Below are 13,915 nucleotides of genomic sequence, written 5' to 3' on the forward strand. Positions count from 1 at the left end.
GGGCCGTCGATCACGGGCGCAGCAGGTCCACCAGGTCCGCGACGACCGCCCGGTCGGCCGGCACCCAGTCCACGCCCGGCACCTCCGCGGCCGTCACCCAGCGCAGCCCCGAGTGCTCCAGCGCCCGCGGCCCGGGCGCCCCGTCGGCGAGGTGGGCGGCGTGGACGCGCAGCACGCCCGCGTCGATGCGCAGGTCGGTGCCCAGCCGGGCGTCGACGACGACGTCGGTCCCGAGCTCCTCCCGGCACTCCCGCACCACCGCGTCGGCCTCCGACTCGCCCGCCTCGACCCGCCCGCCCGGCAGCTCCCAGAGCCCGGCGAGCTCCGGCGGGCGGGTGCGCCGCGCGGCCAGCACCGCGGCGTCCCGGACCAGAGCCGTGGCGACGACGACCTGCGCACCCGCGAGCGCCCGCGCCGCCTCGGCCAGCACGGTGGCGCGGGTGGCGAGCAGCCGCCGGAACGGGCCAGGGACCGGCCCGCGCAGGTGCACCTCGTCGACCATCCGGGTCCCGCCGTCGACCGCGACCAGGCCGGCGACCAGCTCGCACCCGGGTCCGCCGAGCCGCACCCCGTCCGGCGACACGGACCCGACCCGCAGCGGCACGCCCGTCCCGGGCACCTGCACCTCGTCGCCCGCCGCGAGCCACCGCCCCGCCCCCTCGACCCCCAACCCGCACCGCCGCAGCACGTCGGCGTCGCGCAGCACCCCCGCGACGGTCCGGGACGGCGCGGCGATCACGGTCGTCGCACGCAGCACCGGCACGCGGCGATGGTGGCACCCCGACCGCGCACACGGCCCGTCGCCCGTCCCCGACCTCGGCGACGGCCCGGGGTCAGGGGGCGGCGGCCGGCCAGCGCGCCTCCAGGCGCGCCCCGCCGCCCGACGCCTCCCCGGCCACCACCTGCCCGCCCCGCCCGGTCACCAGCGCCGCGACCAGGGCCAGGCCCAGGCCCGCCCCGCCGCCGGCCTCCGGATCCAGGCGGACGAAGCGGTCGAAGACCCGTTCGCGGTCGGCGGCCGGGATCCCGGGGCCGTCGTCCTCCACCACCAGCCGCACCCAGCGCCCGGCCGGCAGCACCCCGATCCGCACGACGGAGCGGGCGTGGCGCCGGGCGTTGGCGACGAGGTTGTCGAGCACCAGGTCCACCTCGGCGGGCCCGGCCGCGGCGCGGGCGGGAGCCGGGGCGACCAGGTCGATCGCGGGAGGGGCGGTCCCGGCGCGGGCGACCGCGGCACGGGCGGCCGCGACCAGGTCGACGGGGCGGGGGTCCGGGCGACGGCCCGCGTCGGCGCGGGCGAGGGCGAGCAGGTCCGCGAGCAGCACGGACAGCCGCTCGGCCTCCACCGCGACGGCGCGCAGCGTCTCGTCGGCCAGCTCCGGGTCGGGGTGCGCGACGGCGACCTCCGCCTGCGCGCGGATGGCGGCCACCGGGGAGCGGAGCTCGTGCGCGGCGTCGCCGGTGAACGCCTGCAGCCGGGCCACGGCGTCGTCGCGGCGGGCGAGCAGGCGGTTCATCTCCTCGGCCAGCGCGCGCAGCTCGTCGCGGGCGGGCGGCACCGGCAGCCGCTCCCCCGCCGGCAGCACCGACGCCGCCGCGCGCAGCCGCTCCACCGGGCGCAGCGCGGCCCGGGTCGCCGCCCAGGACGCCACCGCGACGACCCCCGCGACGAACAGCGCCCCGAGCACGAACGCCCCGGCCGCGCGCGCGAGCAGCACCGCCCCGCCGACGATGTCGCCGACCGCGACGACGAGCCGCGTCGACCCGTCGGGCAGCACGGCGGGGGCCGCGAGGTAGCGGCGCAGCTCGTCGAAGTCACCGACGACGACCCCGTCGCCCGCGGCGAGCGTGCGGATCTCGCGCGCGTCCAGCGGCAGCGCGCGCCCGCCGTCGACGGGATCCCCCGCGGTGTCGACGATCCGCAGCGTCGGGGCGCGCACCGACGCGGGCGCCTCGCCCGCCTCCAGCCGCGTCACGACGGCCGCGGCGTCGGTGCGCAGCTCCTCGTCGGCCGCACCGAGCAGCGTCGAGTACAGCAGCCCGACCCCGAGGCGGCTCAGCGCGAGCAGCGCCACCAGCGCCACCCCACCGACGACGACGGTGATCCGGAACCGCAGGCCCCGGGCGGCCCACCAGGTCCTCACGACGACGAGACGAGGTACCCGAAGCCGCGCACCGTCCGCAGCACCTGGCCGGCACCGACGGCGTCGAGCTTGCGGCGCAGGTAGCCGACGTAGACCTCGACGACGTTGCGGCTCGCGGCGCCCTCGTCGCCCCACACGATGCGCAGCAGGTCGTCCTTGGCGACGGCGGTGTCGGGGCGGCTGGCCAGCGCGTGCAGCAGCGCGAACTCGCGCGGCGAGAGCTCCACCGGCTCGCCGTCCCAGCTGACGGCGCGCGCCACCGGGTCGACGACGAGCGACCCCAGCCGCACCCGCTGCCCGACCCGCCCGAGCGCGGCGTCGCGGCGGCGCAGGATCGCCTTGAGCTGCGCCACGAGCACGACGAACGCGAACGGCTTGACGAGGTAGCCGTCGGCGCCGAGGTCGAGGCCGTCGGCCTGGTCCCACTCGCCGTCCTTGGCCGAGACGAGCAGCACCGGGGTGTCGACGCCCGCCGAGCGCAGCTGCTCGAGGACGCGGTAGCCGGACAGGCCCGGGAGGATGATGTCGAGGACGATCGCGTCGAAGCTGCCGGTGAGCGCGGCCTCCAGGGCCGCGTTGCCGTCGCCGCGCGCGACGACCTCCATGCCCTCGGCGGTGAGGCCCCTGGTCATGGCCGTGCGGATGCCGGGTTCGTCGTCGACCACCAGCACGCGCGCCATGTCCCGGGGAACGTACCGCCCGCGTGGGGGTCCCGGCTCAGGCTTCTCTCAGCCGCTGAGCCGCCTCTCAGCCGCCGTGCGCCACGCTGTGTCCATGGGAACCGGACGATGGACGACGGGCCGCACGGCGGCCGCGGGGATCGCGGTGGCGGGTGTGGTCGGACTCGGGCTGCTGGCCGCACCGGCCGGCGCGGGGGCGGCGCCGGAGCTGCCGCCCGTCACCCCGGAGGACCTGGTGGCCTCCGTGCTGACGGCCGACCCGGACGCGTTCGCCGGCACGGTCGAGCTGGACAACTCCCTCGGCCTGCCCGCGCTGCCCGGCGTGCCCCAGGCGGGCGACGGCACCAGCACCGCCCGGATCTGGTCCGACGGCGACGGCGGCGGCCGCGTGCAGCTGCCCACCTCCGACGGCGAGAAGACGCTCGTCTCCGACGGCACCACGTTCTGGGCCTACGACTCGCAGGACCGCACCGTCACGCAGGGCGCCCACGAGGACCGCCCCGCCGCACCCGACGCGGCCGACATGACCGACCCCACCGCCGCGGCCACCGAGGCGATCCGGACGCTGCAGACCAGCAGCGTCGTCACCGTGGACGGCACGGCCGAGGTCGCCGGCCGCCCCGCCTACGAGCTGGTGCTCACCCCCGCCCCGTCCGAGCGGACGCTGCTGCGCGAGGTCCGCATCGCCGTCGACGCCGAGCAGCGCGTGCCGCTGCGGATGACCGTGCTGGCCACGGGCTCCTCCGACCCGGCGCTGCAGGTCGGGTTCACCGAGCTGGCGTTCGGGGCGCAGGACCCGGCGCTGTTCACGTTCACCCCGCCGCCCGGTGCCACCGTGGTGGAGCCGGGCTCCGACCGCCCCGACGGCGCACCGGAGGGCCGCCCCGACGGCGCGGCCGCCCCGAGCGTCGTCGGCGACGGGTGGGACTCCGTCGTGCTGACGACCGTGCCGGCCGTCCCCGACGGCCCCGACGGCGAGGGCCTGGACGTCCGCTCGTTCGGCACCCCCGTCAGCGGCCCGTGGGGCAGCGGCACGCTGATCAGCACGGCCGTGGCCACCGCGATCCTCACCGACGACGGCCGCGTCGCCGCCGGTGCCGTTCCCGAGCAGGTGCTGACCGAGGCCCTGTCCCGGTGAGCTCCCCCTCGACGCTGACCGCGGCGACGTCCCCTCCGCCCGCCGCGGTCAGCCCCCTCGCCGCCCGCGCGGTGGGGCTGCGCAAGGCGTTCGGCTCCACGGTCGCGGTCGACGGCATCGACCTCGACGTCCCCGCCGGCTCCGTGCTGGGCATGCTCGGCCCGAACGGATCGGGCAAGACCACGCTGATCCGGATGCTGCTCGGGCTCACCCGCGCCGACTCCGGCACCGCCGAGCTGCTCGGCCACCCGATCCCCGACGACGCCGCCCGCGCGCTGCCGCACGTCGGCGCGCTCGTGGAGGGTCCGGGCTTCCACCCGTTCCTCTCCGGCCGCGACAACCTGCTGCGCGTGGCGGCCACCGAGCCGCTGCTGGGGTCGCGGGAGGCGGCCGCGGCCGTCGACGCCGCGCTGGACCGCGTCGGCCTGTCGGCCGCGGCGGGCCGCCGCTTCCGCGGCTACTCCCTCGGCATGAAGCAGCGGCTGGGGCTGGCCGGCGCGCTGCTGCTGCCGCGCCGCCTCGTCGTCCTGGACGAGCCGACCAACGGCCTCGACCCCGCCGGCACCCGCGACGTCCGGCGGATCATCGCCGAGCTGCACGCCGCCGGGTCGACGGTGATCGTGTCCTCGCACCTGCTCGCCGAGGTCGAGGCCACGTGCACGCACGTCGCGGTCCTGCAGTCCGGGTCGCTGGTGGCCGCGGGCGAGCTCGCCGCCCTGCTGGAGTCCGGCACCGGCGGGCTCGACGTCGTCACCGCGGACGTCGACCTCGCGCTCGACACCCTGCGCGCCGCGGGCGTCCCGGCCTACGCCGCGCCCGGGGACGAACCCGGCGTCGTCGTCGGCGAGGACGGCCCGCCCACCGCCGAGACGATCGCGCTGCTCGTGCGCGCGGGCGTCGCGGTGCAGGAGGCCCGGCGCCGCCGGGCGCGCCTGGAGGAGCTGTTCGCGCGGCTGACCGAACGGGGTTCGTCGGAATGAGCACCGCCACCGAGGGGGCCCCCGCCGTGGACGCCCCCCGCACGGACGATCCGCCCCGCACCGCACCGCTGGGCCGGCTGCTCGGCGCCGAGCTGCGCTGGGTGCTGCGCCGCCCGCGCACGCTCGTCGGGCTCGGGCTGTTCGCCCTGATCCCGATCCTCATCTCGATCGGCGTCGCCGTCGCGGGGTCCACCGGGCGCGGACCCGGGCTGATCACCGCGATCGGCGGCAACGGGCTCGTCCTCCCGATCGCGGCGATGACGCTGTCGCTCGCGCTGCTGCTCCCGCTGGCGGTCTCGATGGCCGCGGCCGACGCGATCGCCGGGGAGAGCGCGCACGGCACGCTGCGCGGGCTGCTGCTCTCCCCCGTGTCGCGGCTGCGGCTGGTCGCGATGAAGGCGTTCGGGGTGCTCGTCGTCGCCACGCTGGCCACGCTGGTGGTCGCGGTCGTCGGCGTGGTGGCCGGGCTCGTCGTGGTGGGCGGGGCCGAGGGCCAGCTCGTGACGCTGTCGGGCACCGCGGTCGGCCTGGGCGACGCGCTGCTGCGGGTCGGGCTCGTCGTCGTCTGGGTGGTGGGGCAGCTCGCGGCGGTGGGGGCGGTGGCGCTGGCCGTCTCCGCGGTCACCGAGCACCCGCTCGTCGTGCTGGCCTCGGTGCTGGGCGGACTGATCGTGTTCGGCGTGCTGGCCGCCATCCCGGCGCTGGAGTGGCTCGGGCCCTGGTTGCTGACCAGCGGCTGGGGCGCCGGGGCCGACGCCCTGCGCGACCCCCTCCCGCTCGACGGCATGATCGAGAGCTCCCTGCGGGCGCTGTGCTACGTCGCCGTCGGGATGGGCCTGACCACCTACCGGATGCTCCGCCGCGACGCCTGACCGTCCCGCCGTGCGCGTTTTGTCTCGATGGTGGAGAATCTTTGCCGTGAGCACATACACGCGCCCGTCCCTGCCCACCGCCGCCGTCGGGCTGGCCGCCTTCGGGGTCGCCGCCGCCGCGGCCGCCGCCGTCGGGGGCCTCGCCGCGGCCTCGGCCGCCGACCAGTACGGCGCGCTCGTGCAGCCCGCGTGGGCGCCGCCCGCGTGGCTGTTCGGCCCGGTCTGGACCGTCCTCTACGTGACGATCGCCGTCGCCGGATGGCTGGTCTGGCGCACGGCGGGCTGGAGCGGGGCGCGCACGGCACTGTCGGTGTTCGCCGCGCAGCTCGTCCTCAACGCGCTGTGGACGCCGCTGTTCTTCGGCGCCGGGCTGTTCGGGGTGGCGTTCGTCGAGATCGTGCTGCTCTGGCTGACGATCGTCGCGACCATCGTGCTGTTCGCCCGCCACAGCCGCCTCGCGGCGGGCCTCCTGGTGCCGTATCTGGCCTGGGTCACGTTCGCCTCGGCCCTGAACCTCGCCATCTGGGTCCTCAACTAGCACGATGGCCCGATGAGCCGGCTCCCGCGCATCCCCTACGAGACCGAGCTGCTGCGCCTGCAGGGCGAGCTGGTCCAGATGCAGGAGTGGGTGCGCACCACCGGGACCCGGCTCGTCGTGGTGTTCGAGGGGCGCGACGCCGCGGGCAAGGGTGGCGCGATCAAGCGCGTCGCGGAGTACCTCAACCCGCGCATCTGCCGGATCGTGGCGCTGCCCGCGCCCTCGGAGCGCGAGCGCACGCAGTGGTACTTCCAGCGCTACACCGAGCACCTGCCCGCGGCCGGGGAGATCGTGCTGCTCGACCGCAGCTGGTACAACCGCGCCGGCGTCGAGCGGGTGATGGGGTTCTGCACCCCCGACGAGCACGCGCGCTTCCTGCGCCAGGCCCCGGTGTTCGAGGAGCTGCTGGTCGAGGACGGGATCCTGCTGCGCAAGTACTGGTTCTCCGTCAGCGACGGCGAGCAGGAGCGGCGCTTCCGGGGCCGGATGAAGGACCCGATGCGGCAGTGGAAGCTCTCGCCGATGGACCTCGAGTCGATCACGCGGTGGGAGGACTACTCCCGCGCCAAGGACGAGATGTTCGCCCACACCGACACCCCGACGTCGCCGTGGTTCGTCGTGGAGGCCGAGGACAAGCGCCGCGCGCGGATCAACATGATCGCGCACCTGCTCGGCAGCGTGCCGTGGCAGCCGGTCGACGGCCGCAAGCTCAAGCTCCCGAAGCGGCCGCCGCAGCGCGGCTACGTGCGCCCACCGCGGGAGCGCTTCCACGAGGTGCCCGACCACGCCGCGACGCTGGTCACCGGCGGGACCGGATGAGCCGCCGGACCATGCTGGGCCGGATCGACGCGGCCGCCCCCGTCGACGCGATCGACGTGGCCGAGAGCGAGCTCGGCGACGTGATCGGCGCCCGCGACGTCAACCTGCTCATCGCCGACTACTCCGGCCGGTACGTGGTGCGCTTCGACCGGTCGAGCTGGGCCCGCGCCGGGACGCGCCGTCGCGGCGAGGAGGTCGCGGAGACCATCGAGCTGTCCGGCACCGTCTACGAGAAGGTGCTGCGCGCGCAGGTCGTCGACGTGCGGGAGCACCACGGCGGCGTCGTGGTGACGGTGCCGGTCACCGTCCGCGGGGACGCGATCGGCGTGCTGGAGCTGTGGCTCCCCGAGGCGCCCGGCGACGCGGCGCTCACCGAGATCGACGAGGTGGCGCAGGCGTTCGGGTACGTCGTGGTGGCCAACCGCCGCTACACCGACCTGTTCGAGTGGGGCCAGCGCACCGCGCCGTTCACCCTCGCCGCGGAGATCCAGCGGCGCCTGCTGCCCGACGCGTTCAGCCTCGACGCCGCCGCCTTCAGCCTCGCCGCGTGGCTGGAGCCGGCGAGCACGGTCGGCGGCGACTCGTTCGACTACGCGCTCGACCGCGACACCCTGCACCTGTCGATCACCGACGCCGTCGGCAACGACGTGCGCGCCGCGCTGCTCGCCACCGTGCTCGTCAGCAGCCTGCGCAACGGCCGGCGGCGCAACCTCGACCTGCAGGGCCAGGTCGACACGGCCAACGACGCGCTCGCCGCGCACTCCCCCGTCGGCGAGTTCGTGACCGGCCAGGTGGCCCGGATCGACCTCGCGACGGGCCGCACCACCGTCGTCAACGCCGGGCACCCGTTCCCGATCCTGCTGCGCGACGGGCGGGTGTCGGAGGTGGAGCTCGCCATCGACCTGCCCTTCGGGATCTACCCCGGCTCCCGCCACGGCGTCCAGGAGCTGCAGCTGCGGCCGGGCGACCGGCTGCTGTTCGTCACCGACGGCGTGCTCGACCGCAACAGCGCCCACGTCGACGTGCCCGCGGTGCTCGGGGCGACCGTGGACCTGCACCCGCGCGAGGTGGTGCGCGCGCTCAGCGACTCGGTGATCGAGGCGACCGGCGGCGACCTGAAGGACGACTCGACGGTGCTGTGCCTGGACTGGCGCGGTTGACGGGCAAGTAGCCACTTGCCTATAAAGGGCGCGTGGACGCCGTCTTCAAGGCCATCGGCGACCCGACCAGGCGGGCCGTCCTCGACGAGCTCGTCGACCGCGACGGCCAGACGCTGTTCGAGATCTGCTCGCGTCTGACGATGAAGCACGGCCTCACGTCGTCGCGGCAGGCGATCTCCCAGCACCTCGCGGTGCTGGAGGAGGCCGGACTGGTCACGACCCGGCGCGAGGGCCGCTACAAGTTCCACCACCTCGACACCACCCCGCTGCGCTCGATCCTCGAGCGCTGGCCGATCCGGGAGCAGCCATGATCCGCATCAACATCACCAGCGTGTTCGTCGACGACCAGGCCAAGGCCCTCGCCTTCTACACCGACGTGCTGGGCTTCGTGAAGAAGAACGACGTGCCGATGGGCCCGCACCGCTGGCTCACGGTCGTCTCCCCGGAGCAGCCCGATGGCGTCGAGCTGCTGCTGGAGCCCTCCGAGCACCCGGCCGCCGCCCCGTTCAAGGAGGCGCTCGTGGCCGACGGCATCCCCTTCACCTCCTTCGCCGTCGACGACGTGCGCGCGGAGTTCGCGCGCCTCACCGCCGCGGGCGTGCGGTTCGTCCAGGAACCGGTCGACATGGGCCCGGTCACCGTCGCGACGCTGGACGACACCTGCGGCAACCTCATCCAGATCGCGACCATGAACGGGTGACACCGGATCGGGTGCGATCTCTTTGGGCGCACCGCGATCCGGGGAACGGGCCCGGCACGGGCGTCCACACCGGACACCCGTGGAAGGAGTGGACATGCCCGCATGGCTCGAGAACGCCGTCTCCACCGTGGCGACGTTCGTCCCCCAGCTCGCCCTGTTCCTGGTCATCCTGGTCGTCGGGTGGATCGTCGCCCGCGTGCTCCGCAAGGTGGTCGACGCACTGCTGGAGCGCGTGCGCTTCGACGCCGCCGTGCAGCGCGGCGGCATCGGGAGCGCGATGGAGAACTCGAAGTACGACGCGAGCGACCTGGTCGCGATGCTCGTCTACTACGCGGTCCTGCTCATCACGTTCCAGCTGGCGTTCGGGATCTTCGGCGCCAACCCGGTGAGCCAGCTGCTCACCGACATCGTCGCGTTCCTGCCGCGGATCGCCGTCGCGATCATCATCGTCGTGATCGCCTCGGCCGTCGCCGCCGCGGTGAAGGACCTGGTCACCGGCGTCCTCGGCGGCCTGTCCTACGGCCGGGTGCTCGGCACCGTCGCGTCGGTGTTCGTGATCGGCCTCGGCGTGATCGCCGCGCTCAGCCAGATCGGCGTCGCCATCGCCGTGACGCTGCCGGTGCTGATCACCGTGCTCGCGACCGTCGGCGGGATCCTGGTCGTCGGCGTCGGCGGGGGCCTCATCGGCCCGATGCGCGGCCGCTGGGAGAAGTGGCTGGCCGCCGCGGAGCAGGAGGCGACGGCCGTCCGGACGCCGGAGCCGGTGGCGCCCGCCTCGAACGGCGCCCCGACGCCGGAGGCCGCGGCGCGCAACTGACGGCGTCGGCGACGCGCACTGCAGGCCGCGCACCCGCGTTGCAGGAAGGCCACCTTGCCGCCGTGGGATGGCGGCAAGGTGGCCTTCCTGCAACCGGGACGGGCCGCCGGCTGGTACGGTCGCCGCGTGCAGCGCCAGTACTGGTTTACCGATCCGGCCCGTGTGGGGTCGGCGGGCGAACCGCTGCGCTGACCTCCTCCCCACGAGCCGGATCGATCGGCTCGGACGGGGACTTCTCGGCGGGCCGCTCCCCGGAGCAAGGACCTCCCGTGCTCACCGTTCCCGCACTCGACGCGCACCGCACCACCCGCGTCAGCCCGCTCATCTCGCCGTCGCTGCTGCGTCACGACCTGCCGGTCTCCGAGACCGTCGCCGACACCGTGACCCGGGCCCGCGCCCAGGTCGTCGACGTCCTCGACGGGCTCGACGACCGCCTGCTCGTCGTCGTCGGCCCGTGCTCGATCCACGACCCCGAGGCCGGGCTCGACTACGCCCACCGCCTCGCCGGCCACGCCGCGCGCCACGAGGACGAGCTGCGGATCGTCATGCGCACCTACTTCGAGAAGCCGCGCTCCACCGTCGGGTGGAAGGGGCTGATCAACGACCCGCACCTCGACGGCACCTTCGACGTCAACGCCGGTCTGCGCACGGCCCGCCGCCTGCTCCTCGAGATCTCCGCGCTGGGCCTGCCGGTGGGCTGCGAGTTCCTCGACCCGATCACGCCGCAGTACCTCGCCGACGTCGTGAGCTGGGGGTCGATCGGTGCGCGGACGGCGGCGAGCCAGGTCCACCGCCAGCTGTGCAGCGGGCTGTCGATGCCGGTGGGGATCAAGAACGGCACGGACGGGGACGTGCAGGTCGCCGTCGACGGGGTGGGCGCGGCGGCCGCGAGCCACGTGTTCATGGGCATCAACCCCGACGGCCTCGCCGCGCTCGTCACGACCGCGGGCAACCCCGACTGCCACGTCATCCTGCGCGGCGGGTCCGTTGGGCCCAACCACGACGCCGGGTCCGTGGCCGGGGCGATGGAACGGATGCGGAAGGCCGGGCTGCCCGAGCGGGTGATCGTCGACGCGAGCCACGGCAACAGCGGCAAGGACCACGTGCGGCAGGCCGGGGTGGCGCGCGAGGTCGCCGCCCGGATCGCCGACGGCGAGCGCGGCGTCGTCGGCGTGATGCTGGAGAGCTTCCTCGTCGGTGGGCGCCAGGAGCTCGGGCCCGACATGACCTACGGGCGGTCCGTCACCGACGCGTGCATGGGCTGGGACACCACCGCCGACGTCCTCGACGACCTGGCGGCCGCGGTGGCCGCCCGCCGGGGCCGCGCGCCCGTCGCGGGATGACCCACGAGATCGACGGGAGAGGGGTCGCGGAACCCCTCCCCGGTCGATCTCGTGCGGGGCTCAGGCGCCCGGGGGCACCACCGCGTGCAGCCGGACCACCCGCACCGAGACGCTCCGCAGGTCCTCCGCGCGGAGCCCGCGCAGCACGACGTCGGCCTCGTGGACGGCCTGGTCGGCGGCCAGCGGACCGTAGGCGTCGACCTCGTGGGTGTGGTGGTCGGTCACGGTGACGACGTAGGCCGCGCAGTCGTCGAGCTCGGTCATCAGGGAGGCGAGCACGTCCGGCCAGTCGTCGGAGCTCCTCGGCCGGTGGGCGGTCACGCCGGGACGGTGTCGACGAGGGTCGCGTAGACGACCACGTTGGACTCGTAGCTGCGCGACACCGGGTCGAACTCGCCGCCGCAGGTGACCAGCCGCAGGTCCCGGGACCCGACGGAGGTGTAGACCCGCCGGGCCGGGAACTCGGCCTTCGGGTACGTCTCGACCGAGCCGACGGCGAACCGCGCCACCGTCCCGTCGGCCAGACCGACCTCCACCAGGTCGCCCGCCTCCAGGGAGCGCAGGCGGAAGAACACGGCGGGACCGGTGGTCGAGTCGACGTGCCCGAGGAGGACGGAGGCCCCGACCTGCCCCGGCGTGGGCCCGAGGTCGAACCACCCCGCCGTGGCGAAGTCGACCGGGACCTCGACGGTCCCGTCGGGGTTGAGCCCCAGCTCCCCCAGCGGGGAGCGGGCCAGCTCGATCGCCGGGATGTCGAGGCTGACGGGCCGCGACACCGGCACGTCCGGGCCGGGCGCGACGACCCCGGTGGCCGCCGGGGCGGCCCCCACCGGCGCCGCTCCCCCGGCCTGCGGCGCCGGTCGGGTCAGGAGCCAGGGAACGGTGACGAGGGCGGCGAGCAGGACGGACCCGACCGCGAGGCCGACCCACCACCGCTGCCCCGGCGACCCGCTCCTCACGGGTGGGACCGCCGGGTCGACGGCTGCCCGGACCGCGACCCGGCGGGGGTCACCGGACGTTCCGGCGGCGCCGGACCTGCAGGACCGTCGCGGTGGAGGCGCCGAGGGCGAGCCCACCGGCCAGCAGCCACACGAGGGGGTGATCCGCCGCGCCGCCCGCACCGGTCGCGGGGTAGCCCCGCGGGACGACGGCGGGGGTGGTGCCGCCGGCGCCGTTGCCGGTCACGGCGTCGCCGGTCCCGCTGTCGTCGCCGGTCCCGCTGTCGTCGCCGGTCCCGCCGTCGTCGCCGGTCCCGCCGTTGTCGCCGCCGTTGTCGCCGGTCCCGCTGTCGTCGCCGGTCCCGCTGTCGTCGCCGGTTCCGCCGTTGTCGCTGGGCGAGTCCGGTGCATCAGGGCTGTCGGGGTTGGCAGGACCACCGGGGCTGCCCGGGTTACCGGGGTTGCCCGGGTTACCGGGGTTGCCCGGGTTACCGGGGTTGCCCGGGTTACCGGGGTTGCCCGGGTTGCCGGGGTTGCCCGGGTTGCCGGGGTTGCCGGGGTTGCCCGGGTTACCGGGGTTGCCCGGGTTGCCGGGGTTGCCCGGGTTGCCGGGGTTGCCGGGGTTGCCCGGGTTCCCAGGGTTGCCCGGGTTACCGGGGTTGCCCGGGTTCCCAGGGTTGCCGGGGTTACCGGGGTTGCCGGGGTTGCCCGGGTTCCCAGGGTTGCCCGGGTTACCGGGGTTGCCCGGGTTCCCAGGGTTGCCCGGGTTACCGGGGCTGCCTGGGTTCCCGGGGTTGCCCGGATTACCGGGGTTGCCCGGCGTCGTGGTCGTCGGCGGCGCAGTGGTCGTCGTCGACGGAGCCGTCGTCGTGGTCGTCGGAGCCGTCGTCGTGGTCGTCGGCGGCGCGGTCGTGGTCGTCGTCGGCGGCGCGGTCGTCGTGGTCGGCGGGGCCGTCGTCGTGGTGGTCGGGGGCGTGGTCGTCGGCGGGGCCGGGGTCGCGGCGCAGCCCAGCCGGTTGATCACGTTGTCGTCCAGCGTCACGGCGCCGTTGCGGGCCAGGAGGCGGCCCTGCACCGTGCTCCCGGTCCGGGCGGTGATCGAGGTCAGCGCGAGGACGGTGCCGCGGAAGTCCGTGTCCGTGCCGAGCGTCGCGGAGCTGCCGACCTGCCAGAAGACGTTGCACGCGTCGGCGCCGTTGATCAGGGCGACCGTGCTGTTCGACGCGGTGATCAGCGTGGAACCGGCCTGGAAGATGAACACCGCGCCGGAGTCGCCCTGGGCGTCGAGGGTGACGGTGCCGGTCAGGCCGAGCGGCCCGGCGTCGCCGTACACACCCGCGACGAACGTCTGCCCGCCGAGTTCGGTGCCCGACGCGGCGTCGCGCGGCTGGCCCGCCGCGTTGTCGTAGGCGATCGTCAGGTCCGACTGCGCCTGCAGCGCGACGGAGTTGGCGACCTGCTGCGTGCCGCCGCTGACCAGACCGGGCGGGAACCCGGTCACGGCCGAACCGGGGCTGAGGCCGAGGTCACCGGACACCTGGGTCGGCCCGGTGTTGGTCACCGTCGAGCCCGCGAGCACGGCGAAGCTCGCCGCGGTGCCCAGCGGCACCGAGGTCGCGGCCTGCGCGGTGCCCGCGGCCAGCAGCATCAGGGAGGTCACGAGCAGGGCGGTCGTGGCCGTGAGGGCGGCCCCGATCCGGGTGCGTCTCGTGCCCGAGGGGGGCACGGGTCGGGTCATCGATGGCACGTCGTCTCCAGGCAGGGTTCGGCCGGCCCCGTCCGGGGC

Annotated in this window: 16 protein-coding genes; 10 read left to right on the forward strand and 6 right to left on the reverse strand. The window is 75.5% G+C overall.

Going from position 1 to position 13,915, the window contains the following annotated elements:
• Positions 1 to 10: 10 nt before the first annotated feature.
• The 3 genes from H6H00_RS32650 to H6H00_RS03690 all read right to left on the reverse strand — a co-directional run bounded on the left by H6H00_RS32650 (position 11) and on the right by H6H00_RS03690 (position 2,824).
• The gene (locus H6H00_RS32650) at positions 11 to 763 is read right to left on the reverse strand and encodes a (deoxy)nucleoside triphosphate pyrophosphohydrolase (protein WP_304633052.1); all 753 of its coding nucleotides are present in this window, start codon (positions 761 to 763) and stop codon (positions 11 to 13) included.
• 70 nt (positions 764 to 833) lie between these two features.
• Positions 834 to 2,144, reverse strand: coding sequence for a sensor histidine kinase (locus H6H00_RS03685; RefSeq protein ID WP_185719959.1), 1,311 nt, complete (start codon positions 2,142 to 2,144; stop codon positions 834 to 836).
• A complete protein-coding gene (locus H6H00_RS03690) occupies positions 2,141 to 2,824 on the reverse strand; it encodes a response regulator transcription factor (protein WP_185719960.1) in 684 nt (227 codons plus the stop codon). The genes H6H00_RS03685 and H6H00_RS03690 overlap by 4 nt, the downstream gene beginning before the upstream one ends.
• Before the next feature lie 94 nt (positions 2,825 to 2,918).
• On the opposite strand from H6H00_RS03690, the gene H6H00_RS03695 reads away from it, so the two are divergent.
• The 10 genes from H6H00_RS03695 (at position 2,919) to H6H00_RS03740 (ending at position 11,191) form a co-directional block, all read left to right on the forward strand.
• Positions 2,919 to 3,962: a LolA family protein gene (locus tag H6H00_RS03695; protein ID WP_185719961.1), complete on the forward strand. Its 1,044-nt coding sequence runs from the start codon at positions 2,919 to 2,921 to the stop codon at positions 3,960 to 3,962.
• The gene (locus H6H00_RS03700) at positions 3,959 to 4,942 is read left to right on the forward strand and encodes an ABC transporter ATP-binding protein (protein ID WP_185719962.1); all 984 of its coding nucleotides are present in this window, start codon (positions 3,959 to 3,961) and stop codon (positions 4,940 to 4,942) included. Before H6H00_RS03695 ends, H6H00_RS03700 begins: the two co-directional genes overlap by 4 nt.
• A complete protein-coding gene (locus H6H00_RS03705; RefSeq protein ID WP_185719963.1) occupies positions 4,939 to 5,814 on the forward strand; it encodes an ABC transporter permease subunit in 876 nt (291 codons plus the stop codon). The genes H6H00_RS03700 and H6H00_RS03705 overlap by 4 nt, the downstream gene beginning before the upstream one ends.
• Positions 5,815 to 5,860: 46 nt before the next feature.
• Positions 5,861 to 6,352 carry a TspO/MBR family protein gene (locus tag H6H00_RS03710; RefSeq protein WP_185719964.1) on the forward strand — a complete coding sequence of 164 codons (492 nt, stop codon included), beginning with the start codon at positions 5,861 to 5,863 and terminating at the stop codon, positions 6,350 to 6,352.
• A 12-nt stretch (positions 6,353 to 6,364) separates the two neighbouring features.
• Positions 6,365 to 7,171 carry a polyphosphate kinase 2 gene (gene ppk2 / locus H6H00_RS03715; protein ID WP_185719965.1) on the forward strand — a complete coding sequence of 269 codons (807 nt, stop codon included), beginning with the start codon at positions 6,365 to 6,367 and terminating at the stop codon, positions 7,169 to 7,171.
• On the forward strand, positions 7,168 to 8,331 hold the full coding sequence (locus H6H00_RS03720; protein ID WP_185719966.1) for a PP2C family protein-serine/threonine phosphatase: 1,164 nt from the start codon (positions 7,168 to 7,170) through the stop codon (positions 8,329 to 8,331). The genes ppk2 and H6H00_RS03720 overlap by 4 nt, the downstream gene beginning before the upstream one ends.
• A gap of 32 nt (positions 8,332 to 8,363) precedes the next feature.
• A complete protein-coding gene (locus H6H00_RS03725) occupies positions 8,364 to 8,642 on the forward strand; it encodes an ArsR/SmtB family transcription factor (protein ID WP_185719967.1) in 279 nt (92 codons plus the stop codon).
• Positions 8,639 to 9,031 carry a VOC family protein gene (locus H6H00_RS03730; RefSeq protein WP_304633053.1) on the forward strand — a complete coding sequence of 131 codons (393 nt, stop codon included), beginning with the start codon at positions 8,639 to 8,641 and terminating at the stop codon, positions 9,029 to 9,031. The genes H6H00_RS03725 and H6H00_RS03730 overlap by 4 nt, the downstream gene beginning before the upstream one ends.
• A 94-nt stretch (positions 9,032 to 9,125) precedes the next feature.
• A complete protein-coding gene (locus H6H00_RS03735; RefSeq protein ID WP_185719968.1) occupies positions 9,126 to 9,848 on the forward strand; it encodes a mechanosensitive ion channel family protein in 723 nt (240 codons plus the stop codon).
• Positions 9,849 to 10,117: 269 nt separating this feature from the next.
• Positions 10,118 to 11,191, forward strand: coding sequence for a 3-deoxy-7-phosphoheptulonate synthase (locus tag H6H00_RS03740; RefSeq protein WP_185719969.1), 1,074 nt, complete (start codon positions 10,118 to 10,120; stop codon positions 11,189 to 11,191).
• 60 nt (positions 11,192 to 11,251) lie between these two features.
• Here the strand turns inward: H6H00_RS03740 and H6H00_RS03745 are convergent, their stop codons facing one another.
• Genes H6H00_RS03745 through H6H00_RS03755 form a run of 3 tightly spaced genes read right to left on the reverse strand, consistent with a single transcriptional unit; the run spans position 11,252 to position 13,867 of the window.
• On the reverse strand, positions 11,252 to 11,512 hold the full coding sequence (locus H6H00_RS03745) for a hypothetical protein (RefSeq protein ID WP_185719970.1): 261 nt from the start codon (positions 11,510 to 11,512) through the stop codon (positions 11,252 to 11,254).
• Positions 11,509 to 12,150: a class F sortase gene (locus H6H00_RS03750; protein WP_221775780.1), complete on the reverse strand. Its 642-nt coding sequence runs from the start codon at positions 12,148 to 12,150 to the stop codon at positions 11,509 to 11,511. Before H6H00_RS03750 ends, H6H00_RS03745 begins: the two co-directional genes overlap by 4 nt.
• A gap of 49 nt (positions 12,151 to 12,199) precedes the next feature.
• Positions 12,200 to 13,867, reverse strand: coding sequence for an ice-binding family protein (locus tag H6H00_RS03755; protein ID WP_221775781.1), 1,668 nt, complete (start codon positions 13,865 to 13,867; stop codon positions 12,200 to 12,202).
• Between the last annotated feature and the right edge of the window lie 48 nt (positions 13,868 to 13,915).

Origin of the sequence: Pseudonocardia petroleophila (assembly GCF_014235185.1) — a bacterium.
Taxonomy (GTDB): Bacteria; Actinomycetota; Actinomycetes; order Mycobacteriales; family Pseudonocardiaceae; genus Pseudonocardia; species Pseudonocardia petroleophila.

What these genes read in the sequence shown, in the direction of transcription:
- H6H00_RS03690 (WP_185719960.1), bottom strand. Translation starts at nt 2,824, where the DNA reads ATGGCGCGCGTGCTGGTGGTCGACGACGAACCCGGCATCCGCACGGCC.
- H6H00_RS03695 (WP_185719961.1), top strand. Translation starts at nt 2,919, where the DNA reads ATGGGAACCGGACGATGGACGACGGGCCGCACGGCGGCCGCGGGGATC.
- H6H00_RS03705 (WP_185719963.1), top strand. Translation starts at nt 4,939, where the DNA reads ATGAGCACCGCCACCGAGGGGGCCCCCGCCGTGGACGCCCCCCGCACG.
- ppk2 (WP_185719965.1), top strand. Translation starts at nt 6,365, where the DNA reads ATGAGCCGGCTCCCGCGCATCCCCTACGAGACCGAGCTGCTGCGCCTG.
- H6H00_RS03720 (WP_185719966.1), top strand. Translation starts at nt 7,168, where the DNA reads ATGAGCCGCCGGACCATGCTGGGCCGGATCGACGCGGCCGCCCCCGTC.
- H6H00_RS03730 (WP_304633053.1), top strand. Translation starts at nt 8,639, where the DNA reads ATGATCCGCATCAACATCACCAGCGTGTTCGTCGACGACCAGGCCAAG.
- H6H00_RS03735 (WP_185719968.1), top strand. Translation starts at nt 9,126, where the DNA reads ATGCCCGCATGGCTCGAGAACGCCGTCTCCACCGTGGCGACGTTCGTC.
- H6H00_RS03755 (WP_221775781.1), bottom strand. Translation starts at nt 13,867, where the DNA reads ATGACCCGACCCGTGCCCCCCTCGGGCACGAGACGCACCCGGATCGGG.